The sequence below is a fragment of the Xylanimonas sp. McL0601 genome (genome assembly GCF_049852175.1).
GTDB lineage: Bacteria > Actinomycetota > Actinomycetes > Actinomycetales > Cellulomonadaceae > Xylanimonas.
In genome coordinates this window covers 801,475-823,202 of the sequence record NZ_CP187527.1, presented here as the reverse complement: position 1 = coordinate 823,202, position 21,728 = coordinate 801,475, and the positions used below count along the sequence as shown (strand labels likewise).

General features: G+C 71.5%; 19 protein-coding genes, 1 tRNA gene and 2 riboswitches. Of the genes, 8 read left to right on the top strand and 12 right to left on the bottom strand.

The window, feature by feature from the left end:
* The first annotated feature begins 7 nt into the window (after positions 1-7).
* Together ACO4JP_RS03785 and ACO4JP_RS03780 are read left to right on the top strand one after the other, a co-directional pair.
* Complete coding sequence (locus ACO4JP_RS03785; protein WP_425956055.1) at positions 8-1,135, top strand: patatin-like phospholipase family protein; 1,128 nt, start codon at positions 8-10, stop codon at positions 1,133-1,135.
* The gene (locus tag ACO4JP_RS03780; protein WP_425956054.1) at positions 1,135-1,305 is read left to right on the top strand and encodes a hypothetical protein; all 171 of its coding nucleotides are present in this window, start codon (positions 1,135-1,137) and stop codon (positions 1,303-1,305) included. The genes ACO4JP_RS03785 and ACO4JP_RS03780 overlap by 1 nt, the downstream gene beginning before the upstream one ends.
* 129 nt (positions 1,306-1,434) lie before the next feature.
* Here ACO4JP_RS03780 and ACO4JP_RS03775 read toward each other — a convergent pair whose 3' ends face one another.
* From ACO4JP_RS03775 to ACO4JP_RS03760, 4 genes are all read right to left on the bottom strand, one after another.
* Positions 1,435-2,859 carry an RNA-guided endonuclease InsQ/TnpB family protein gene (locus tag ACO4JP_RS03775; RefSeq protein WP_425956053.1) on the bottom strand — a complete coding sequence of 475 codons (1,425 nt, stop codon included), beginning with the start codon at positions 2,857-2,859 and terminating at the stop codon, positions 1,435-1,437.
* Between the two features lie 94 nt (positions 2,860-2,953).
* Positions 2,954-3,026 (bottom strand) — tRNA-Arg (locus tag ACO4JP_RS03770).
* A gap of 70 nt (positions 3,027-3,096) precedes the next feature.
* Positions 3,097-3,963: an ROK family protein gene (locus ACO4JP_RS03765; RefSeq protein WP_425957048.1), complete on the bottom strand. Its 867-nt coding sequence runs from the start codon at positions 3,961-3,963 to the stop codon at positions 3,097-3,099.
* Between the two features lie 26 nt (positions 3,964-3,989).
* Positions 3,990-4,283, bottom strand: a complete 294-nt coding sequence (locus ACO4JP_RS03760) for a helix-turn-helix domain-containing protein (RefSeq protein WP_425956052.1) — start codon at positions 4,281-4,283, stop codon at positions 3,990-3,992.
* Between the two features lie 93 nt (positions 4,284-4,376).
* Here ACO4JP_RS03760 and xylA point away from each other — a divergent pair, with 93 nt between their 5' ends.
* A complete protein-coding gene (xylA, locus tag ACO4JP_RS03755) occupies positions 4,377-5,531 on the top strand; it encodes a xylose isomerase (protein ID WP_425956051.1) in 1,155 nt (384 codons plus the stop codon).
* A gap of 99 nt (positions 5,532-5,630) precedes the next feature.
* Complete coding sequence (locus ACO4JP_RS03750) at positions 5,631-7,115, top strand: xylulokinase (protein ID WP_425956050.1); 1,485 nt, start codon at positions 5,631-5,633, stop codon at positions 7,113-7,115.
* A gap of 134 nt (positions 7,116-7,249) precedes the next feature.
* Here the strand turns inward: ACO4JP_RS03750 and ACO4JP_RS03745 are convergent, their stop codons facing one another.
* Genes ACO4JP_RS03745 through ACO4JP_RS03735 form a run of 3 tightly spaced genes read right to left on the bottom strand, consistent with a single transcriptional unit; the run spans position 7,250 to position 9,167 of the window.
* A complete protein-coding gene (locus ACO4JP_RS03745) occupies positions 7,250-7,777 on the bottom strand; it encodes a dihydrofolate reductase (RefSeq protein ID WP_425956049.1) in 528 nt (175 codons plus the stop codon).
* Positions 7,778-7,781: 4 nt separating this feature from the next.
* The gene (locus ACO4JP_RS03740; RefSeq protein WP_425956048.1) at positions 7,782-8,585 is read right to left on the bottom strand and encodes a thymidylate synthase; all 804 of its coding nucleotides are present in this window, start codon (positions 8,583-8,585) and stop codon (positions 7,782-7,784) included.
* A gap of 33 nt (positions 8,586-8,618) precedes the next feature.
* Positions 8,619-9,167, bottom strand: coding sequence for a hypothetical protein (locus tag ACO4JP_RS03735; RefSeq protein WP_425956047.1), 549 nt, complete (start codon positions 9,165-9,167; stop codon positions 8,619-8,621).
* A 114-nt stretch (positions 9,168-9,281) separates the two neighbouring features.
* Here ACO4JP_RS03735 and ACO4JP_RS03730 point away from each other — a divergent pair, with 114 nt between their 5' ends.
* Genes ACO4JP_RS03730 through ACO4JP_RS03720 form a run of 3 tightly spaced genes read left to right on the top strand, consistent with a single transcriptional unit; the run spans position 9,282 to position 11,908 of the window.
* Positions 9,282-9,797 carry an OsmC family protein gene (locus ACO4JP_RS03730; RefSeq protein WP_425956046.1) on the top strand — a complete coding sequence of 172 codons (516 nt, stop codon included), beginning with the start codon at positions 9,282-9,284 and terminating at the stop codon, positions 9,795-9,797.
* Positions 9,798-9,836: 39 nt separating this feature from the next.
* A complete protein-coding gene (locus ACO4JP_RS03725) occupies positions 9,837-10,553 on the top strand; it encodes a hypothetical protein (RefSeq protein ID WP_425956045.1) in 717 nt (238 codons plus the stop codon).
* Between the two features lie 50 nt (positions 10,554-10,603).
* Positions 10,604-11,908 (top strand): aminotransferase class I/II-fold pyridoxal phosphate-dependent enzyme, encoded by a 1,305-nt coding sequence (locus ACO4JP_RS03720; RefSeq protein ID WP_425956044.1) that lies wholly within the window; start codon positions 10,604-10,606, stop codon positions 11,906-11,908.
* A 77-nt stretch (positions 11,909-11,985) separates the two neighbouring features.
* Here ACO4JP_RS03720 and ACO4JP_RS03715 read toward each other — a convergent pair whose 3' ends face one another.
* The 5 genes from ACO4JP_RS03715 to ACO4JP_RS03695 form a co-directional block, all read right to left on the bottom strand.
* Positions 11,986-15,786 (bottom strand): S8 family serine peptidase, encoded by a 3,801-nt coding sequence (locus ACO4JP_RS03715; RefSeq protein ID WP_425956043.1) that lies wholly within the window; start codon positions 15,784-15,786, stop codon positions 11,986-11,988.
* A 545-nt stretch (positions 15,787-16,331) separates the two neighbouring features.
* Positions 16,332-17,264, bottom strand: coding sequence for a universal stress protein (locus ACO4JP_RS03710; protein WP_425956042.1), 933 nt, complete (start codon positions 17,262-17,264; stop codon positions 16,332-16,334).
* Between the two features lie 200 nt (positions 17,265-17,464).
* On the bottom strand, positions 17,465-18,154 hold the full coding sequence (locus tag ACO4JP_RS03705; protein WP_425956041.1) for a C40 family peptidase: 690 nt from the start codon (positions 18,152-18,154) through the stop codon (positions 17,465-17,467).
* Between the two features lie 59 nt (positions 18,155-18,213).
* Positions 18,214-18,375, bottom strand: a riboswitch (cyclic di-AMP (ydaO/yuaA leader).
* A 253-nt stretch (positions 18,376-18,628) separates the two neighbouring features.
* Positions 18,629-19,453 (bottom strand): C40 family peptidase, encoded by an 825-nt coding sequence (locus tag ACO4JP_RS03700; protein ID WP_425956040.1) that lies wholly within the window; start codon positions 19,451-19,453, stop codon positions 18,629-18,631.
* A gap of 3 nt (positions 19,454-19,456) precedes the next feature.
* Positions 19,457-19,614: riboswitch (cyclic di-AMP (ydaO/yuaA leader) on the bottom strand.
* Positions 19,615-19,752: 138 nt separating this feature from the next.
* Positions 19,753-20,475 (bottom strand): metal-dependent transcriptional regulator, encoded by a 723-nt coding sequence (locus ACO4JP_RS03695; RefSeq protein ID WP_425956039.1) that lies wholly within the window; start codon positions 20,473-20,475, stop codon positions 19,753-19,755.
* 94 nt (positions 20,476-20,569) lie between these two features.
* Here ACO4JP_RS03695 and serC point away from each other — a divergent pair, with 94 nt between their 5' ends.
* Positions 20,570-21,727: a phosphoserine transaminase gene (gene serC / locus ACO4JP_RS03690; protein ID WP_425956038.1), complete on the top strand. Its 1,158-nt coding sequence runs from the start codon at positions 20,570-20,572 to the stop codon at positions 21,725-21,727.
* The last annotated feature ends 1 nt before the right edge of the window (position 21,728 follow it).

Here is a 21,728-nt window from a genome sequence, read left to right as displayed (position 1 = left end):
AGCCACCATGGATTACGCCCGGCTCGTCCGCCGTCCTCCTGAGCCGGCACCAGCCGGGAGGAACATCTTCGTGCTCTCGGGCGGCGCGGCTCGCGGCGCTGCACAGGTGGGGATGCTGCGGGTACTACTCCAGCACGGCGTGTTCCCCGACGTCATGGTCGCCGGGTCGGTCGGAGCGATCAACGCGACCTTTCTCGCTCAGGACGTGTCGCTCGAGCAGGTGGATCGGCTCGAGGCGATCTACCACGGCTTGGGGAACTACGACCTCATCGGGACGCCGCAGGCGATGGTGCTCAACGTGCTGCGCCGCCGCCCCTCGCTGGCATCCGGGGACCGCATCCGTGACTTCATCGCCGGGCGGGTCCTCGTGGAGCGAGTCGAGGACCTGCCGCTGCCCGTGCGGGTCGCCACGTTCGACCTCGAGGACGGTCGGTTCACCTGGCACGACGCCGGGAACCTGGTCGACGTCGTCGCCGCCTCGTGCGCCATCCCGGCGATCTACCCGCCCGTCGAGATCTCCGGACACCTGCAGGTCGACTACGGCGTCCGGTTCCACGTGCCCACGGACGCGGCCGTGGACCTGGCCCGCCCGGGCGACACCGTGTGGTCGCTCGAGGTGAACCGCGTGCCTGTCCCCCGGGCGATGCGGTCGCCGTGGGACGCCCTGATGATCGTGGCCGGAGCGTCCATCTCGCAGAACAGCATGCGGGAGTTCCCCGCCGGGGTCGCGCTGCATCGCATGGTCCTCGACCGGGACTTCGACACCGGGTTCGCGTTCAACTTCGCGCACACCGAGCGGCTCGTCCGGATGGGCCAGGAAGTTGCGGAGGCGGTGGTCGACGGCGCCGGCGTGGCGGTGGGGAGCGACCAGCTCGCGCAGGGCGTCGCGGCGCAGGCGGCCCGGAACGCTGACGCCTCGACGGCCGCTGCGGACCCGCTGCAGGGCCTGGAGGCTCGACGCGGCACGCAGCTCGTGCGGTACCGGCGGGTGCCCGCGCTGGCTGTGGCGATGACCAGAGGCGCTGCGGCAAGGACAAGGGAAGCGGCCCTCACCTCGAAGGTCTCTCTGAGCCGGCTGGCCCGGATCGCCCAGCACCCTCCCGTGGGCGACCCGGCGACCGAGCGGATCGCCTGATGGGCGTCGACGTCCGGTCCGCCGTCGGGCGGTTCGGGGACTTCGCCGATTTGGTCGGCGTCAAGAAGCCCGGCGGGCACGGGTGCTGGTGCTCGATCGCGCCGCGCAGCAGCTATCGGCGGCTCGTGAACGCCCGCACCATGCGACTTAACCCTTACCGCACGCCCTGAGTGCGCGAACCAGAGGTCTCGTGCCGTCGACAACTCGCTTTCCGCACGCCGAGCGTCGACGTGCGGCTGCCCGCGACACCAGCTTTCCCGCACAGCCCTCGAGCGCCGCCCTTCTCGGGCGTCCCTCCGTCAGCCTCCGCGAGGCCAACGTCGGGTTCCCGCTTCCTCCGGGACCGTTTCACCGGAGCCGAGGCTCCGGCCAGCGCGTTCCCGTCCACGGGCGTTGGTGACCGGGCCCTCTGCGTGAGGGTCCCGGAGCCAGGCTTCCGCACTCTCGTGCAGCTCGGCCCAGCCGGCGAGGTTTGCCGCGGCGTTGAGGTCGCGGTCGATCACGAGGCCGCACGCCCGGCACACGTAGGTCCGCACCGCCACGCCGCCGACGTCGCGCACGGCCTTGCAGCCGGAGCACGTCTTCGACGACGGGAAGTACTGGTCGGCGACGAGGAGCCGGCCGCCGCGCCAGTCGAGCTTGTACTCAAGCAGCGTGGCGAACCTGCTCCACGACGCGTCGTGGACCGCGCGGTTCAGGTGCGGGTGTGTGCGGCGCATCCCTGCGTAACCGAGCTTCTCGATGACGAGCTTGTCGTGGGTCTGGACCAGCTCATTCGAGACGTCGTGCAGGAACTGATCCCGGACGGCGCGAACCTTCCGGTACTCCTTCGAGAGCTGCGCGACGGCACGGCGCCGTCGGGCGGAGCCCTTCTGCTTTCTGGTCACGGCCCGGTGCCTACGGCGCAACCGAGGCTGGGCCTTCTCGAGTGCCCGCGGCCACGCGTCCACCCGCGCGACCTCCGTGGCGTCAGCCGTCGCCGCGACGGCGTAGGCGGACAGGCCGACGTCGATGCCGATCCACGGCTGGCGTGCGACGTCGGGCCGAACTCGGCGCTCCGGGTGCAGATCTGCCGCCTCGACGGTCAGCGCGACGGTCCAGCGGGTGCGCTTGAGCGTCACCGTCGCCTGGACGATGCGCGCGCGGCCCTTCTCGACCATGCGACGTAGCCGCCTGGTGTCCTCCCGGACGCCGACCACGCCGATCCGCGGCAGCCGTACTGTACGCGGGCGCAGATCACCGAGCCGGATCGCGGGCCGCCCACTCTTGGGGAACTGATTGCGGACACGGAACGCGTCCGCCTGACCGCGACGTCGACGCCTGCGCGGAAACCCGACCGTGGTCGTGGCGTCAGACTTCTGCGAGTCCCACCAGGCCTTGAGCGCCCGCCCCAGATCGACGGCGGCTTCCTCGAAGACCTGCTGGTACACCTCGTCACGCCACGCGAGCCCGGTCACCTGCTTGGTGGCCTCCCCCGACGGCGCGACGTGGAACACGCGACCGGCGTCCTCGCTCGCCTTCCAGACCGCGAAGCGTTTGATGAGGTCGTAGCCGGTACGCGGCACGACGACGGTCGCGTCCTTCCGTCGCGCGCTCTGGGCAGCCTCGACCATGCGGAGGCACTCGTTGTAGGCGAACCGGGACGCCCCGACATGGCGCACGAGCACGGCCCGCTGCTCGACCGTGGGGTCGAGCGTGAAGCGGAAGGTCGTGTACCGGGCCATGCGAAGACCTTGGCAGACGTCGACTTTGACGTGTCAAGGGGCAGTTTTGGCTGGTCACAAAGTTGCGACACGCCGAGCGAAATACTTGACAAGGTGCCCGCGGCGCGACTCGAACGCGCGACCCCCCGCTTAGGAGGCGGGTGCTCTATCCACTGAGCTACGCAGGCCTGCCGCGCGAAGCGGCGTGGCGCCGGGAATCCGACGCCTGCACAAGCCTACCGGCCCTCCTGAAGCGACTCAGACCCAGTCCGCCGGCGCCGCCAGCACGTCCCGCAGCACCTCCCGCGCACCGCCCGCCATCGCCGCGTACGGCCCGGCCATGGCGGCCCGCAGCTCCACCGGGGCGAACGGAGCCGAGAGCACCCGGTCGTTGAGCACCGAGGCGACCTCGTCCTTCATCCACGGCAGCAGGGTCGTGTACGCCCCGCCGAGCACGATCGTCCCGACGTCGACCAGGTTCACGAAGTCGGCGAGCGCCGACCCGAGCGCGAGCGACGCCCGTCGCACGGCTCCCTCGGCCTGTGCCGACCGCGCGTTCAGCGCGTGGACGAGGGTCTCGAGCGGCGCGTCGGCGGCGAGCCCCGCCGCGCGCATGACCGCCTCCTTGCCGGCGTACTGCTCGAGGCACCCGAGCGCTCCACACCCGCAGCGCGGCCCGGCGGGGTCGACGACGACGTGCCCGATCTCGCCGTTCCACCCGCGCTCGCCGAGGAACAGCTGGCGGTCGACGACGACGGCGGCGCCGATGCCGACGTCGGCGGAGACGTAGAGGAAGGAGGATGCGATCTCGCCGGTGAGCTCGGCGAGCCCGGCGAGCTTGGCCTCGTTGGCAACCTCGACGTGGAGCCCGTCGAGCCCGAGCATCGGGACGGGCTCGATCGAGGACCAGCCGAGGTTCGGCGCGACCTGGAGCAGCCCGGTGCGGCCGTCCACGAGGCCGGGCAGCGCAAGCCGGGCGCCGGCGACGCGCATGCCGTCGTCGGCGCATGCGGCGACGAGCTCGCGGGCGAGAGCGCCGACGCGCGGCAGGATCACGGCGGGGTCGCTGTCGTGGAACGACCCGGGCTCGACGCGCTCGTCGACGATCTCGCCCGTGAGATCCATCACGCTCACGCCGAGGTAGTCGACGTTCACCTCGAGGCCGACGCCGACGACAGAACGCGCCGCGGGAACGAGCGGAACTGCGGGCCGGCCCGCTGGGCTGAAACCGGCGCCAGCTCGGCGAGCAGTCCGCCCGCGACCAGTCGATCTACGAGCGTCGACACGGTGGCCCGCGCCAACCCGGTAGACGTGGCGACATCGGCGCGCGAGAGTGGTTCCGGCGACTCGAAGATCGCGCGCGCCACGAGTTCCAGGTTGCGCTCTCGCAACGTGTGCTGGCGGGCGGCGGACTTCGAGAACGCTGTCTGCGGATCGGCTGGCACATGTTGACTGTAGCGGAGGACTCCGCAATAGTTCAGCCGAACAACTAATGCCGTGCGGGGTTGCTGCGCGGCTCGATGAGGAGAAGACAACCCGTGAGCGACATCAAGTACTCGTTCGGCCTCTGGACCACCGGCTGGCAGGGCGTCGACCCGTTCGGTGACGCGACCCGCCCGCACCTGGACCCGGCCGAGAACGTCCGCAAGCTCGCCGAGCTCGGCGCGCACGCGTTCACGTTCCACGACAACGACGTGTGGCCGATCAACGCCACCGACGCCGAGCGCACCGCCGCCATCGAGTCGGTCAAGGCCGCCGCCGCCGAGACCGGCATGGTCTGCGAGATGGTCACGACCAACACGTTCTCGCACCCGGTCTTCAAGGCCGGCGCGTTCACCTCGAACGACCGCAACATCCGCCGCTACGGCCTGCGCAAGGTCCTCAAGCAGGTCGACCTGGGTGCCGAGTTCGGCGCCACCACGTTCGTCATGTGGGGCGGCCGCGAGGGCGTCGAGTACGCCAACTCGAAGGACCTGGGCACCGCCCACGCCCGCTACGCGGAGGGCATCGACACCGTCGCCGCCTACATCAAGTCGAAGGGCTACGACATGCGCGTCGCCCTCGAGCCGAAGCCGAACGAGCCCCGCGGCGACATCTTCCTGCCGACGATCGGTCACGCCATCGCGCTGATCAACTCGCTCGACAACGGCGACATCGTCGGCGTGAACCCGGAGACGGGCCACGAGCAGATGGCGGGCCTGAACTACACGCACGGCCTCGCCCTCGCCATGTACGTCGGCAAGCTGTTCCACATCGACCTCAACGGTCAGAACGGCCCGAAGTACGACCAGGACCTCGTGTTCGGTCACGGCAACCTGCTCGACGCCTTCTTCACCGTCGACCTGCTCGAGAACGGCTCCCCGAACGGCGAGATCGCCCCCTACGTGGGCTACCGCCACTTCGACTACAAGCCGTCGCGCACCGAGTGGACCCCGGGCATCTGGGAGTCGGCCGCCGCCAACATGAAGACCTACTCGCTGCTCGCCGAGGCCTCGAAGGCGTACCGCGCCGACGCCGAGGTCCAGGCCGCGTTCGAGAAGGCCGGCGTCCTCGACACGTCGAAGACCCTCGACGAGGGCGAGTCGTTCGAGTCGTTCCTCGCCGAGAAGGACGAGGACATCGCGGAGCTCGGTCAGCGTCACGAGGGCCTGGTGCACCTGCACCAGCTCGCGCTGAACCACATCATCGGCTGACCCTCCCGGTCACCGAGAACGGCGAGCCCCGTCGTCGGCATTGCGCCCGACGGCGGGGCTCGCCGCCGTAGTACCCCACCCAGACTCACAAGGAGCACGATGGCCCTCGTCGCCGGGGTGGACTCGTCCACCCAGTCCTGCAAGATCGTCGTCCGCGACGCCGAGACGGGCGCGCTGGTGCGCAGCGGCTCGGCCAAGCACCCGGACGGCACGTCCGTCGACCCGAAGCACTGGTGGACCGCGTTCACCGAGGCGGCCGAGAAGGCCGGCGGCCTCGCCGACGTCGCCGCGCTGTCCGTCGGCGGCCAGCAGCACGGCATGGTCACCCTCGACGCCCAGGGCAACGTCGTCCGCGACGCCCTGCTGTGGAACGACACCCGCTCCGCTCAGGCGGCCGACGACCTCATCACCGAGCTCGGCGACGGCGACCGCGCCGCGGGCGCCCAGGCCTGGGCCGACGCCGTCGGCTCCGTCCTGGTCGCGAGCCTGACCATCACGAAGCTGCGCTGGCTGCGCGACGCCGAGCCGGAGAACGCGGCCAAGGTCGCCGCCGTGGCCCTCCCCCACGACTGGCTGAGCTGGCGCATCGCCGGCTACGGCCCCGAGGGCGACCCGACGGCTCCGCTCGGCCCGCAGCTCGACAAGCTGTTCACCGACAAGTCCGACGCCTCGGGCACCGGCTACTACGACGCCGAGGCGAACGGCGGCGAGGGCGCGTACCGCCTCGACCTGCTCCGCCTGGCCCTCGGCCGGGACGACGTCGTGCTCCCGCGCGTCATCGGCTCGACCGAGTCGGGCGCCGTCGCGCACCCCTCGGTGGCGGGCACGGGCGTGACGCTCATCGGCCCCGGCGCCGGCGACAACGCGGGCGCTGCGATCGGCCTGGGCATGCAGCCCGGCGACATCGCCATCTCGATCGGCACCTCGGGCGTCGTCTCGGCCGTCGCGCCGAAGCGCACGCACGACGGCTCGGGCGCGATCAACGGTTTCGCCGACTGCACGGGCAACGCGCTCATGCTCGCGGTGACGCTCAACGCCGCCCAGGTGCTCGACGCCGCCCGCAGCGTGCTCGACGCCGACTTCGGGACGCTCGCCGACCTCGCCCTCGCGGCGCCGGTCGGCTCCGACGGCCTCGTGCTGGTGCCCTACCTGCAGGGCGAGCGCACGCCGAACCGCCCGAACGCCGCGGGCACGCTGCACGGCATCCGCCTGAAGAACATGACGCAGGCGCACATCGCCCGCGCATACATCGAGGGCATGCTGTGCGGCCTCGCGGACGGCATGGACGCCCTGCGCGCCCTCGACGTCCCGGTCGAGCGCGTGATGCTCATCGGCGGCGCGGCGCAGTCGCCGGCGGTGCAGGAGATCGCCCCGCAGATCTTCGGCCTGCCGATCTCCATCCCGGAGCCGGGCGAGTACGTGGCCGACGGCGCTGCCCGCCAGGCCGCGTGGGTGCTGGCCTCCGCGGGTGCGGGCGCCCCGGCCGAGCAGCCGGAGTGGGCCACGAAGATGAGCAAGACGCTCCCGGCCGACCCGAAGCCGGTCGTCCGCGAGCAGTACGCGGCGGTCCGCGACCTGGTCTGACGCTGCCGGCGCAAGTCTTTCCGGGCGCGGAGGGGCGCTTGACCATCTCTAGGGAAACTCCAGGAGGCCCCGTCGATTCGACGGGGCCTCCTGGGGTGAGCGTGCGGTGCGGGAGCCGGGGGGAGCGACAGAGGTCAGGCGCGCACGAACGTCCGGAACCGGTAGCGCAGCGCCTCCGGCCCCGCGGACTGCTGCCAGGGACCGTCGTCGGCCAACGCCCACTGCTGGGCGTCCACGGCCGGAGCGAACGCGTCCCCCGCCACCTCGAGGTCGATCTCGGTCACGACCAGCCGGTCGGCAACGGCGAGCGCCGCCCCGTACACCTGCCCGCCGCCGATGACCCAGACCTCGTCCCCGCCGAGCGCGGCGGAGGCGGCCGCGAGCGCCTCCTCGACGGACGAGGCCACGACCGTCGTCGCCCCGGCGGCGTCGGCGAGCGCCTCGGGCTGCCGGGTCACGATGACGTTGGTCCGCCCGGGCAACGGCCGGAACCGCGGGGGCAGCGACTCCCACGTGAGCCGGCCCATGACGACGGGGTGTCCGGAGGTGAGCGCGCGGAAGCGCGCGAAGTCCTCAGGTACCCGCCAGGGGATGGTGTTGCCCACACCGATGACGGGCCGGCCGGCGGCGTCGCGCGCCTGGGCCCAGATGAGAGCGATCACCGGCTCAGACCGCGACCGGAGCCTTGATGGCGGGGTGGTGCTGGTATCCGAGCACCTCGACGTCCGCGTACTCGTACTCGAACATCGAGTCCCGCGGCGCCAGCGACAGCGTCGGGTAGGCGAAGGCCTCCCGCGAGAGCTGCTCGCGCACCTGCTCGAGGTGGTTGTCGTAGATGTGGCAGTCGCCACCGGTCCAGACGAAGTCGCCGACCTCGAGCCCGGTCTGCGCGGCGACCATGTGGGTGAGCAGCGCGTAGGACGCGATGTTGAACGGGACGCCGAGGAAGAGGTCGGCCGACCGCTGGTACAGCTGGCACGAGAGCTTCCCGTCGGCCACGTAGAACTGGAACAGCAGGTGGCACGGCGGCAGCGCCATGTTCGCGATCTCCGACACGTTCCACGCGGACACGATGTGTCGCCGCGAGTCGGGGTTGCGACGGATCTGGTCGATCACCTGGGCGATCTGGTCGACGTGCGCCCCGTCCGGCGTCGGCCAGGAGCGCCACTGCACGCCGTAGACAGGTCCCAGCTCGCCCGACGGCGAGGCCCACTCGTCCCAGATGCTCACGCCGTGCTCCTGCAGCCAGCGCACGTTGGACTCGCCGCGCAGGAACCACAGCAGCTCGTACACCACGGACTTGAGGTGGACCCGCTTGGTGGTGATGAGCGGGAACCCCTGGCTGAGGTCGTAGCGGAGCTGGCGCCCGAACACCGACGTCGTGCCGGTGCCGGTGCGGTCGTCCTTGTGCGCGCCGTGCTCGAGCACGTCGCGCAGCAGGTCCTCGTACGGGGTGGGGACGTCAGCCATGTCCGGATTCTATGGACCCCCACCAACACGGACCTAGACCTGACCGCCGGCACGCATCACCTTGATCGCCTTGCCCCGCCGCCGCCAGCTGCGCCAGAGCACCTCGCCGGTGACGGCGACGACGACGCCGAGCGCGGCGCCCCACGCCGTGAGGGCGGTGAAGTTCGGGGCCTGGACGTCGAGCGTCCGTTCGGCCGCAACGGCGGAGCGGGTGGTGCCCACCACGATCCACAGGGTGAAGAGGTTCGGCGCGGCGAGGATCACCCCCGCGATCAGGAGCGCGAGCGGGACCTTCCAGCCGGTCCATCGCCGCGCGGTGCGCGCGAGGACCGCCACCGCGAGCGCCGCGGAGACGAACCCGATGGCGAACCCCCACCAGCCGCTGCGGGCGGGTCCCCCGTCGGACAGCCCGCCGATGGTCTCCGCCCACCAGCGCGGCACGACCGACTCCGCCAGGATCACGAGCACCAGCAGCACGGCGGCGACGACGGCCCAGACGATGATGCGGTTCCGGCGCGACCGGCGCGTCTCCGGTGGCACCGGGACGTCGTCGTGCCCCGGGCCGGGCTGCGCGGCGCTCATGTGCAGCATCGTCGCGCGGCGGGAAGGCTCGCGCCCCCCGGATGGTTGGGGAAGGGGCGGGTGGCCGTGGACTCCCGCCTGTGAGTAGTCACCACGGATGGGAGGATCGTGCTCATGAGCGAGCAGAACCCGCAGCAGTCGACCGTTCTCGCAGACGACGTCGCACCGATGAGCCCGGTGCCGACCGACCCCCTGTGGGTCGAGCGCAACGGCACGCGGACGTACACCGGGTTCTCGGGCCGCGGGGCGCGGGTCGAGATCGGCCCGGCGAGCGCCGGCGCGGTGTTCACGCCGGGCGAGCTGCTCAAGATCGCGCTCGCCGCGTGCGGCGGGATGAGCGCCGACTCGAAGTTCTCGCGCGTGCTCGGCGACGACTTCGAGCTCACCATCCGCGTGAGCGGCCCGAAGCACGAGACCGAGGACCGCTATCCGGAGATCCACGAGACCTTCGAGATCGACCTGTCGTCGCTCGACGACGCGGCCCGGGAGAAGACGCTCGTCCTGGCCCAGCGCTCGATCGACCGCGCGTGCACGGTGGGCAACACGCTCAAGGCCGGCGCCGTCGTGCCGCCGGTCGAGTACGTCCAGCCCTCGGCTGAGACCGAGGGTGCGTTCGCGGAAGAGATCTGACCCGTGCGCGCCGCCGGGAAGTCGTCGCAGGAGGTCGTCGTGCCCTCCGACAACGCGGTCCTCGAGGGCGTCGAGCCCTCCCGCTGGGAGGCGTACCACCCCGCGACGGTGCTGGACGCGCTGCTCGACAAGGCGGTGACGATCCCGTCGTCGACCATCCGCAGGCACGTCGCCAGTGTGCGGCGGCGCAACCCGGAGGCCTCGCCCGCGCAGGTGATCCAGCTCCTCGAGAAGGAGTATCTGCGGTGGGTCGCGGCAGCGGGCGGCGCCGTGGGCGCGGCGGCGGCGGTCCCGGCCGTCGGCACGGGTACGGGCGTGGTGCTCACCACGGCCGACGTCGCGACCTTCTTCGCGGCGTCCGCGGCGTTCTCGCTCGCGGTCGCGGAGGTGCACGGCATCGAGTCCGACGACATCCCGCGCCGCCGGGCCCTGCTCCTGGGCAGCGTGCTCGGCACCAGAGGGGCCAAGGACGTGGAGTCCGCAGTCGGCGGCTCGACGACGGCGTGGGGCAAGGTGCTGCTCACGACGATGCCACAGGGGTCGGTGCGGAAGGTCAACACGGCGCTGTCGAACGTGTTCCTCAAGAAGCAGCTGGCCAAGCACGGGACGCTCGCGCTCGCGCGGCTCGTGCCGTTCGGGGTCGGGGCCGTCGTGGGGTTCGCCGGGGGCCGGGCGCTCGGTCACGGCGTCGTCGGGCAGTCGCGCCGAGCGTTCGGGACGCCACCGGTGCACTTCCCCCGCATCGTCGAGGCCTGAGCGCCGAATCCCATCGGTGTCGGGGGTTGCGCGTACTAGCCTTGGCGCACGTGAGCACCTCTGCGCCGTCGCCCGCCTCTCCGGTCCACCACGCCGACCTCGCCGCCCAGCTCCCTGCCCTGCGTGAGCAGTACGCCGCGCTGCAGGCCCTGGGCCTCAAGCTCGACCTGACGCGCGGCAAGCCGTCCGCGCAGCAGCTCGACCTGGCCGAGCCGATGCTCGCGCTGCCGGGCGAGGGCGTGCACACGGACGCGAACGGCGTCGACGTGCGCAACTACGGCGGTCTCGACGGCCTGCCCCAGCTGCGGCAGATGTTCGCCGAGCTGCTCGACGTCCCGGCCGCGCAGCTGCTGGCGCTGGGCAACGCATCGCTCACCCTGATGCACGACGCGATGGCGTACGCGCACCTGTGGGGCGTGCCGGGCTCGGAGCGGCCGTGGGGGCGCGAGGAGAAGGTCAAGTTCATCTGCCCGGTGCCCGGGTACGACCGGCACTTCGCCGTCTGCGAGGCGTTCGGCGTCGAGATGGTCACGGTGCCGATGACGCCGGACGGGCCCGATGTCGAGGCCGTCGCCGCGCTCGTCGCGGACGACCCGTCGGTGAAGGGCCTCTGGGTGGTGCCGACGTACTCGAACCCGGACGGGGCCGTGGTCTCGGAGGCCGTGGCCCGGCGCCTAGTGTCGATGCCGGCCGCCGCGCCCGACTTCCGCATCTTCTGGGACAACGCGTACGCGCTGCACCACCTGACCGCCGACGAGACCAAGACGGCGAACGTGCTGGACCTGGCCGCGGAGGCCGGCAACCCCGACCGACCGATCCTGTTCGCCTCCACGTCGAAGATCTCGTTCGCCGGCGCGGGCGTGGCGTTCCTCGCCGCCTCCCCCGCGAACGTCGCGTGGTACAAGAAGCAACTGGCCATCCAGTCGATCGGCCCGGACAAGGTCAACCAGCTCCGGCACGTGCTGTTCTTCGGCTCGGCCGAGGGTGTGCGCGGGCACATGCGCAAGCACCGCGACATCCTGGCGCCGAAGTTCGCCGCCGTCAGCCGCATCCTGACCGAGCGGCTGGGTGACCTCGGCGTCGCGACGTGGACCGAGCCTCACGGCGGCTACTTCGTCTCGCTCGACGTCGTCCCGGGCACGGCGTCTCGCGTGGTCGAGCTGGCGGCGGGCGCGGGCATCGCGCTCACCCCGGCGGGCGCGACGTTCCCGTACGGCCGCGACCCCCGCAACGCCAACATCCGCCTGGCCCCGTCGATGCCCCCGCTGACCGAGGTGGAGCAGGCGATGGACGCGGTCGCGACCTGCGTGCTCCTCGCCGCCGCCGAGGCTGACGGAGCGGGCTCGCGCGCGTAGTCCAGACGCGAAGAGCGGATGCCGTCACCCGGCTGGATGACGGCATCCGCTCCTCGTCGGCTATGAGCCCTCGCGTGTCACTTCACGGCGATCGCGTCGATCACCGTCTCTTTGAAGGTGCTGCCCGCGGCGTCCCACGCCTCGGACTTCAGCGAGATCTTCGTCGTGCCCTTCGGCGGGACGATGCTCGCGGAGTACGAGCCGGCCGAGCCGCTGACGGTGAAGGCCGTCCACGTCTTGCCGACGTCGTACGACGCCCACAGCTTGAGACCCTGGATCTTCGCCCCGGTCGAGCCGTCCTGGTGCGACACGGTCGGGGTCAGCGTGACCTTCTTCGCCGGGGCGACGTTCAGGCCCGACAGCTGCTGCACGCCGTAGTCGAGCTGCAGCAGGGGCAGCACGGTCGGCGCTTCGGTCGCTGCGCTCTTGAAGGTCCACTCGGTGTTGACGTCCGTGGACTGCGTCCACCAGCGCTCGTAGCGGTGGGTCTCGAACGCCAGCGTGTAGGTGTGCTCCTCGGCGGGGAAGGTCCCGTAGCCGCTGGCGTACTCGCTGCCGCCCAGCGACTGGCCGTCGATGGACAGGTCCAGCCGGCTGTTGGTTCCGCCGTCCGGTCCCGTGATGTTCGGGTTGCCGTCGCCGTCGACCCGGTACGGCAGGTCGATCATGAGGCTCTCGCCGTCACGACGGACCGATGCCTGCGCCGGCGAGGCCGGGTCGGGCAGCAGCCCGCCGTGCACGACCTGTCCGAGCAGGGTCTCGGTGGCCGTCTCGCCCGGCGCGTAGGACCGCAGCGGTCCGCTGAACGCCGACGGGTAGTCGACCTCTCCGCCCAGCCCGCCGCCGGAGAACGGCTCGGCCGAGTGCTGGAATCGCACTGCGGGGTCGGCGACGTAGTAGATCGTGCGGTTCTCGACGGGCTCGTCGAGGGCCCGGTTGAACCCGAGGTAGCTGTTCGACGTGGCGATGATGTGCCACTCCAGGTGCAGGGTGTTCGCGGTCTGGGCCTTCACGGTGCTCTGCACCGCGGCTGTGTTCGATTCGTCCAGGTGGTACGTGAGGCTCGCCGGGATCCCGTGCTCGACCTTCGCGAACTCGTAGTCGTACGGCGAGTACCCGTAACCGGTGCCGACGAGCTTGGCGCCCTTCTTCGCGGTCGTGAGCGCCAGCACCTCGAGCCCCTTCGCGCGCGGCAGGGTGAGGGTCGGCAGCGCCTTGTCGGGGAAGTTGCCCAGCGCGACGTTCTTGATGTCCTCCCAATAGGGTCCGTCTGTGGCGCCGTAGACGATGAGGGCGATCGCTCCGGCATCCTTCGCCGCCTGAGCCTGATCGACCAGCAGCCCCCGGACGCCGTTCACGGCGGCCGGGCGGGCCTCGACGAGCGCGATCCTGCCGCGCACGCCTGCCTGCGTCAGCTCGTCGGGCGTTCCAGCACCGGCCGAGACGATCGCCGCGTTCACGTTTCCCTTCAGCTCCGGCGAGGTGATCGCGTAGCGCAGATCCTTGGCGAGGTCGACGCTCTGCGAGCCCGCCGTGACGGCCGCATCCAGCTCGGGGGCGCCGAGCAGCCAGCTGTGGCTGAGCGTCACGTCGCCCGCGAGGTCACCCTCGGCGAGCACGTAGACCTCGTCCGACGCTCCGGGGCTGTTGATGACCGCGCTCGAACCCGCACTCTGCTGCACCGACCAGCCCCAGCCGGGCAGGGTCCTGTCGAGCTGGAGCTCGACGTTGGTGACCTGCGACTTCTTCTCGGTGGTGACCGCCGCACGCGTCGCCCGGGTCCCGTCGATGACGACGGAGTGGTCGCCGACCGCTGTGAGATCCAGGTCGCGGGTGAACAGGGTCGAGCCGCTGAAAAGCACCGCGCCCGGCTTGCCGTCGAACAGCGTGCCGAGGATCGCGTAGCGTCCGAGCGGCAGGCGTGCCTCGGCCTTGCCGTCCGTGAACCTGACCGCCTTGACGATCGACGGGTCGTCCACGTTGTACAGGGTCGCCGTCCCGTAGGCGGCCGGAGCCCCGTCGGGCTGGCGCGCCTCCAGGTGCAGTACGGCGAGGTTCGCCTCGACCTGGTAGCCGAGCACGGTCCGCACGGGCGTGAACCCGGCACCTGCGGCGGTGACGACGCCGGTGTAGAGGCCGGGGTCGTCGACGCGCGGGTCGACGGTGACGTCGACAGATGCCGTGCCGAAGGCCGGCACGGTCACGACGCTGCTCGACAGGGTGATCATCCCGTCGGCGACCGGCGCACCGTCAGAGCCGGAGCCCACCGCCGACAGGTTGAGGGTCAGGTCGGCGGCCTGCGTGTTGGTGTACACGATCGTCTTGGTGCGCAGCGCCTGAGTCGCCCGCGGCGAGGCGAACACGCCGAACGACAGCGAGGGCTCGGTCGCGTACAGGGGCTCGCCGGCCGCTTGCGGGATGTGGATCTTCCCCGCGCCCTCCTTCCAGATGTTCCCGACAGTCGGCTGCGCGGTGCCCATCAGGAGGGCCTTGATCGCCTCGCCGTCGAGCTCGGGGCGCGCGGCCTTCAGGATCGCCGCGGCGCCCGCGACGTGCGGGGCGGCCATCGAGGTGCCGCCGTCGTACACGTACTTGTCGCCAGCGGGTACGTCGGGCCGGGTGCCGGCGGCACGCGCCGCGAGGATCCACGCGCCCGGAGCGGTCACGTCGGGCTTCACTCCGGCGTCGCCGAAGCGCGGACCGGTCGACGAGAAGCCCGCGACCTGGTCCCACTCGTCGACAGCGCCGACGGTCAGCGCGCTCTGCGCGGTGCCGGGAGTCGTCACGGTGGTGGAGCCGAACGTGCCGTCGTTGCCGGCCGCGATCACGACGAGCGTGTCGTAGCGGGCCGACAGGGAGTCGACCGCGAGTGCACCTGGGTCGGTGCCGTCTGTGTACTCGCCCTGCACGCCGAGGCTCATGTTGATGACGTCGGCGCCCTGCTCGGCCGCCCACTCCATGCCGTCGATGATCCACGACTCCTGGCCGTAGCCGTCCCCGTTCAGCACGCGCGCGCTGAGGAGCTTCGCCCCGTACGCGACACCGCGGTTGGCGCCGTCGGATGCTTCGCCCGTGCCCGCGATGATGGAGGCGACGTGCGTGCCGTGACCCTTCTGGTCCTTCGTCGAGCCGCTGCCGGTGAAGTCCTTCTCGGCGATGACGACGCCGTCGTCGAGGTCGGGGTGGGTCGTGTCGATTCCTGAGTCGACCACCGCGACCACGGCGCCTGTTCCGTCGAAGCCGGCCTCCCACGCGGCCGGGGCCCCGATCTGCGGGGTCGAGATCGCGTCCGTCAGCTGGACCGGCGCGTCCAGCCACACCTTCTCGACCTTCTCGCCCTCGGCCGCGGCCTCCACGAGCTCCGGGGCGCCTTCGGCGGGGACCTCGCCGGCGACCGCGTCGATCGACTCGAGCGTGCGATCGGGCGAGACGTCGAGCGCCTTCCACTGGGCGGCGTCGGACTTCGCGTCGGTCGCCTCGTCGGACTGCACGATGACCGGCACGCCGTCGGTGGCGTCGAGGCTGGCGAGCGCCTTCACGTCGAACAGCCCGGCGTCCAGCTGCTTGGGCACGAGTCCGGCGACGTCGGAGGGGATCACGTAGTAGTGCTCGGCATCGCCATAGGCCGAGTACGACACCGGCACACCCGAGTCGCGAGGAGCGGGCGTGAACTCCACGATCGGCGCGCCGCCGCCGCCGTCGTGCAGCGTGACCTTGTCGCCGGTGATGAGCGTCACCGGCTCCGCCGGCTTCGTCGACACCCAGGTCGGTGGCGTCTGCTCCGTGGCCGCTGCTGTCGCGGGAAGGCCCGCGGCGATCAAGGCGAGCACGCCGATGCTGGCGCCCGCCGTTCTTCCCATGGTCTTGCTGTGCCGCACGCCGATCTCTCCTCAGTTCGGGGACGAGACGGGTGCGGGCATCAGAGCAGCACCGGGGTGGGTCCGCCGGATGCTGGGCACGGCCGTCAGCATCCATGCCGATCGAATGCGCACACTCAAGCAGTCATGGGAGCGCTCCCGCTACGTCGGCGCGAGGAATTTACACAAGGTGAGACACACCCTCCCGGGAGTGCGGTGAGAATCCGCTGCCCAGTCAGGCAAATTCGCCGACGGGTGCCGTTTCCCCCCGGGCACAGGGTTACAGAACCGAAATGCGCCCGACACGCCCGGTCGCGGCATCGCCCGCGAATGCGGCAGCCCTGCCACCAGCGGGCGGGCCCTCACGATGGATGACGATGCCGAAGAAGTTTGTCCCTGGGATGCGGGAGCGTGCGCTGCGGATGATTGCCGAGGCGATGCCCGAGCACAAGAACAAGACTGCCGCGCTCAATGTTGCGGCACATTCAAGCCCATTCGTGAGCCCAACGCCAAGATCCGCGCGTTCGTCACCGGGTGGAACAAACGCTTCCACGCCTTCCGCCGGATTACTCCTCCGGGGCGCACTTCCGGTTGATCACCAGGACCGGGCAGCTCGCGTGGTGGAGGACAGCCTGGCTCGTCGAGCCCAGCAGCAGGCCGCGGAAGCCGCCGCGGCCGCGTGAGCCCACCACCAGCAGGTCGGCCGCCGCCGAGAACTCCGTCAGCAGCTCCGCGCCCGTGCCGTCCAGCACGATGCGCTTGATCTTCAGGCCGTCCGACTCCGCCTCGAATCGGTCGACGATGACGTCCAGGCCCGCCTTCACGTCGGCCAGCACCTGCTCGTGGTCGATCTGCGCGGGGAGCCAGGCCAGCACGCCCGCCCCGCTGCCCACCGGCACGCCGGCCACAGCCACCAGCTCGGCGTCCCAGACCCGTGCCTGCTTGACGGCGGCCTTGAGCGCCGCCTCCGCCGACGGCGAGCCGTCGACACCGACGATGATCCGCCGCACCTCGTGGACCATGTCTCCGTCGCGCCGCTGCGGGTCGTCGGACCCCGAGTCCTGCTGGCGGTACGGGACCACCACCACCGGGCACCTCGCGTGAGCCGGCAGCGCCGACGACACCGTGCCGAGCAGACGCTCGGTGAACCCGCCGCGCCCCCGCGTGCCGACCACTGCCAGCCCGTAGTCGCTCGACAGCTCGACCAGGACGCCGGCTGCGTCGCCCGTCACCACGGCCGCCGTCACGGGGACACCGGACGCCGCGACGCGCTCCTGGGCCTCGACCAGCACCGCCTTGGCGCCTTCCTGGATCGCCGTGTCGTCCAGCGCGGCGTAGCCGCCGTCGAGCGACGCCGCCGTGAACGACGGCAGCGAGTAGCTGCACACCATGTGCAGCGACCAGCCCACGCGCTTCGCGTACGCGGCCGCCCAGTCGAGGGCGTGGAGACTCGGCGCCGAGCCGTCCACCCCCACCAGGACGATCTCCGGTCGGGTCATCGTTCACCTCCGTCGTCGCAGGCGCGCCAAGCAGTCGACGCTGGAGCCTGCCTTTTGTTAAAGCCTAGCGAATGCCCTGGCAAAGCAGCATAGGCGCGTGCGGGCTCCCGACGGGGACGGTGACGCGCGGCGACCCCAGACAGCACGACGACGCCCCGGCCCGCCGTGCGGCGGTCCGGGGCGTCGTCAGAGTCGCAGCGTCAGGAGACGCGGAGGAAGACCGGGTTGGACTGCCAGATCGGGTGCACGCCGACGACCCAGCCCTGCGGCCGCGACGCCTCGATCTGCATGCCGTTACCCAGGTAGATGGAGACATGGCCCGGCGACCAGATGATGTCACCCGGCTGCGCCTCGGAGCGCGAGATCTGCGTGGTGTGCGACGAGTCGCGGATGGCGCTCGACTGGTGCGGCAGGTCGATGCCGAGCTGCGCGTACACGTAGGACACCAGGCCCGAGCAGTCGAACCCGCTCGGGGTGGAGCCGCCGACGACGTAGCGCACGCCGTTGTAGCGCAGCGCGATCGACGCAGCCTGCGAGCTGTACGCGGCGGCGGGAACGTTGGCCGCGCGCTCGGTGCTCCGCGAGGCGGTCGCGGTGCGGGTGACCGTCGCCTTCTTGACGGCGGCCGGGGTGACCTGGACGGGGGTCACCGACTCGACCTGCACCTGGGCGTCCGGCGCCACGGTCACGACGGGAGCGGCCTGGAGCGCCTCGCGGGCCTGCGCGGTGAGCGCACCCAGGTCGACGGTGCTGAGCTTGGTGGCGGTGCTCGACTCGACCGGGGCCGCGTGCGCGGCGCTCGCGAACGTCGAGACAAGGATGCCGCCTGCGGTCGCGACGACGGCGGCGCGCCGGCCGACGACGGCGGCGTTCTGGTTGATCCCGGTCAACGAAGACAACGGGCGGCGCGCGGCGCGGTGCCGGGCGCTCGTCGTACGTGCGGTCACGTGATCCCTCTCCTTGCGCCTGCGAGGTGAGCTGTCGGGTTCGGGCAGGAGAAGCGCCCGGCCGGTCGCGGCCCCGAAAGGCTTTGCCCGGCTTCACCCCAAGGCCGTCGAGACGGCCGGTATTGGGTCCCCCGTCCCTGTCATACGGAAAGTGTGACCACTTCCCGGTGACAGGGCTCGGCGTCCGGGAAACGGACCTGGAGGGTTTAGTCCAGCCAGGCGATGAAACGGTATCGGACAGTCGACCAATTGTCACGACTGGATCACGACTGAAGCGGAAGTGACCAACATTCGCCGCCTCGTGATCGCCCGATCACGGCCAAACCGGGTCGGCACAGACGCGAGGCATGCCCCTCGTCCGGACAGCACGACGCCCCACCGCGCGGTGCGCGGTGGGGCGTCGTCGCGAAGTAGGGCTCAGCCGACCCGGATGAACACCGGGTTCGACTGCCAGATCGAGCGGAACTGGATCGTCTTGCCCGGGCGAGGGGCGTCGATCTGCTGGCCGTTGCCTGCGTAGATGGCCACGTGGCCCGGCGACCAGATGAGGTCACCCGGCCTGGCGTCTGCGGCCGAGACCACGGTTCCGGCGTAGCGCTGCTCGCTCGAGGTGCGCGGGAGGTTGATGCCCACCTGCGCGAAGACGTACTGGGTGAAGCCCGAGCAGTCGAAGCCCGAGGGCGACGTGCCACCGGAGAGGTACGGGACGCCCACGTAGCGGGCGGCGATCGAGATGACCTCCGAGCCGGCCGCGAACGCGGGCACGGCGGCACCGATCGAGGCGGGGGCGGGAGCGGCGGAGGACGAGGAGCTCGCCGAGGAGTCCGACGTCGCGGCCGTCGTGCGCTCGGCGGAACGCGACGCCGTGGTGGCGCGCTGCTCGACGACGCGGGGCTGCGGGGCCGGCGTCACCTGGACGACGGCCTCGCCGTCGGCACCGGGGGACTCGACCTGGACCTGCGCGTCGGCGGCGACGGTCACGACCGGCGCGGACTCGAGGGCCTGACGGGCCTGGGCCGTCAGCGCGCCGAGGTCCACCGTGCTGAGACGGGCTGCCGCGTCGTTGTGGACCGGGGCGGCCTGGGCCGCGCCGGCGCCGAAGGTCGACATGATCAGACCGCCCGCGGTGGCGACGACGGCGGCACGCTTGCCGGCACCGGCCCCCACGGTCTGGGCGATCTCGCTGAGGGGGGTCACGGGACGGCGGGCAGCGCGATGCCGCGCGGCGTTCGGTGCGCTCACGGGGGTTACCTCCTGGCCGCCTACGAGGTGAGCTGTCGGGTTCGGGTCGGAGTACACCCGGCCTCGGCCGGCCCGAAGGCCGCCCCAGGCTTCACCCCAAGGGCTCCGCGTCGCGGGGCCCGGAAAGTGGGTCCCCCGTCCCTGCCTTCGGATATTCAGTCCGTAGCGCGGGCGGTGGCAGGGCTCGGCGTCCGTCCGCGCGCACTCGGGGAAAACCCCGAGTGCGTAAGGGACCGTACCCGAGCCGACCCCTGCATGTCACGCTCAGATCACGGATTCGGCCAGAACGCGAACCAAAATCAGCGTGGCGTGACGAACAGATGCCGCGTGACCTCGTCGGACAGCTCGAGGGTGCCGTCGGCGCCCTCGATGTCGATCGTGTATGTGCCGTCGGCGTGCGTCGCCGTGATGGCCACACCAGGGAGAAGCCGGGCGGCGGCGAGCTGCGCGAGGAGCTCGACGTCGGTCTGGAGGGGCTCGGCGATCCGCTGCAGGACGAGCGTGACGGGGCCGCCGGCGTCGGGCGAGGCCACCGCCTCCAGCGCCTCGAAAACCCCGGGGAGCGGCGTCACCCCTGCGAGGTAGGGCACCTCGCGCTCGGCCTCGCCGAGCTCCGACAGGGCGGGGATCGGGTTGCCGTACGGGTCCTGGTGCGGGTGGTCGAGCAGCGTGAGCAGACGACGCTCCACGTCCTCGCTCATCACGTGCTCCCAGCGGCACGCCTCCGTGTGCACCTGCTCCCAGTCGAGCTTGATGACGTCGGTCAGCAGCCGCTCGGCGAGGCGGTGCTTGCGCATCACCCGGCGCGCCTTGTGCATGCCCCGCTCGGTGAGCTCGAGGTGACGGTCCCCCGTCACGACGACGAGGCCGTCGCGCTCCATGCGCGCGACCGTCTGCGACACCGTCGGCCCGGAGTGGCCCAGCCGCTCCGCGATGCGGGCGCGCAGCGGGGTGATGCCCTCCTCGACGAGCTCGTAAACCGTCTTGAGGTACATCTCGGTGGTGTCGATCAGGTCGGTCACGAGCTTTCCTTCCGGTCGCCAGGGGCCGCCGCACGACGCCCCGACGACCAGTGCCGAGACGGCTGGAAGTCGGGGCTGCAGGCCCGCATAGTCTATGGCCATGCCACTGACGATCCCCGCTCACCTGCTCCCTGCCGATGGTCGGTTCGGGTCGGGACCGTCCAAGGTCCGCCCCGCCCAGCTCGAGGCGCTCACCTCCGCCGGGGCCGCCGTCCTGGGCACCTCGCACCGCCAGCCGCCCGTCAAGGATCTGGTGCGCCGCATCCGCACGGGGCTCGCCGAGCTCTTCGCGGCCCCGGACGGTTACGAGGTGGTGCTCGGCAACGGCGGTTCGACGGCGTTCTGGGAGATCGCGACGGCGTGCCTCGTGGAGCGCCGCGCGCAGCACGCGAGCTTCGGCGAGTTCGGCGCGAAGTTCGCCTCGGCGACGGCGCGGGCGCCGTTCCTCCGGGCCCCGCAGGTCCTGACGGCGGAGCCCGGCTCCGTGGCGCTGCTTCAGCCCTCGCCCGAGGGCGACGACGCCGTCGACGTGCACGCGACGCCGCACAACGAGACGTCGACGGGCGCGATGATCACCCCGGCCCGCGTCCCCGGCTCGGCCGAGCGTGGAGCGCTCACGCTCATCGACGCGACCAGCGGTGCGGGCGCCCTTCCCGTGGACCTTGCGGAGACCGACGTCTACTACTTCGCCCCGCAGAAGGTGTTCGCGTCCGACGGCGGGCTGTGGCTCGCGATCGCCTCGCCCGCCGCGGTCGAGCGCGCCGCTCGCCTCGAGGAGACCGCAGCGGCCGGCTCCAGCACCCGCTGGGTGCCGGAGTTCCTGTCGTTCACGACCGCGCTGGAGAACTCGCGCGCGGACCAGACGCTCAACACGCCGGCCGTCGCGACTCTCGTCATGCTCGCCGACCAGGTCGACTGGCTGCTCGCTCAGGGCGGGCTCGAATGGTCGGTGGCGCGCTGCCGCGAGTCGGCGGCGGCGCTGTACGGCTGGGCGGAGGCCCGCGACTGGGCGACCCCGTTCGTGACCGACCCGGCGCACCGCTCGACCGTCGTCGGCACCATCGACCTGGACGAGGCGATCGACGCGACGCAGGTGGTCAAGGTGCTGCGCGAGCACGGGGTCGTCGACGTCTTCCCGTACCGGAAGCTGGGCCGCAACCAGCTACGCGTCGGGATGTTCCCGGCGGTCGACCCTGCGGACGTGCAGGCGCTGACGGCGTCGGTCGACTACGTCGTCGAGCACCTGGGCTGAG

Excerpts from the sequence above, each read along its gene's own strand:
- ACO4JP_RS03785 (WP_425956055.1), top strand. The coding sequence starts at position 8 with ATGGATTACGCCCGGCTCGTCCGCCGTCCTCCTGAGCCGGCACCAGCC.
- ACO4JP_RS03780 (WP_425956054.1), top strand. The coding sequence starts at position 1,135 with ATGGGCGTCGACGTCCGGTCCGCCGTCGGGCGGTTCGGGGACTTCGCC.
- ACO4JP_RS03775 (WP_425956053.1), bottom strand. The coding sequence starts at position 2,859 with ATGGCCCGGTACACGACCTTCCGCTTCACGCTCGACCCCACGGTCGAG.
- ACO4JP_RS03765 (WP_425957048.1), bottom strand. The coding sequence starts at position 3,963 with ATGGATCTCACGGGCGAGATCGTCGACGAGCGCGTCGAGCCCGGGTCG.
- ACO4JP_RS03750 (WP_425956050.1), top strand. The coding sequence starts at position 5,631 with ATGGCCCTCGTCGCCGGGGTGGACTCGTCCACCCAGTCCTGCAAGATC.
- ACO4JP_RS03740 (WP_425956048.1), bottom strand. The coding sequence starts at position 8,585 with ATGGCTGACGTCCCCACCCCGTACGAGGACCTGCTGCGCGACGTGCTC.
- ACO4JP_RS03735 (WP_425956047.1), bottom strand. The coding sequence starts at position 9,167 with ATGAGCGCCGCGCAGCCCGGCCCGGGGCACGACGACGTCCCGGTGCCA.
- ACO4JP_RS03730 (WP_425956046.1), top strand. The coding sequence starts at position 9,282 with ATGAGCGAGCAGAACCCGCAGCAGTCGACCGTTCTCGCAGACGACGTC.
- ACO4JP_RS03710 (WP_425956042.1), bottom strand. The coding sequence starts at position 17,264 with ATGACCCGACCGGAGATCGTCCTGGTGGGGGTGGACGGCTCGGCGCCG.
- serC (WP_425956038.1), top strand. The coding sequence starts at position 20,570 with ATGGCCATGCCACTGACGATCCCCGCTCACCTGCTCCCTGCCGATGGT.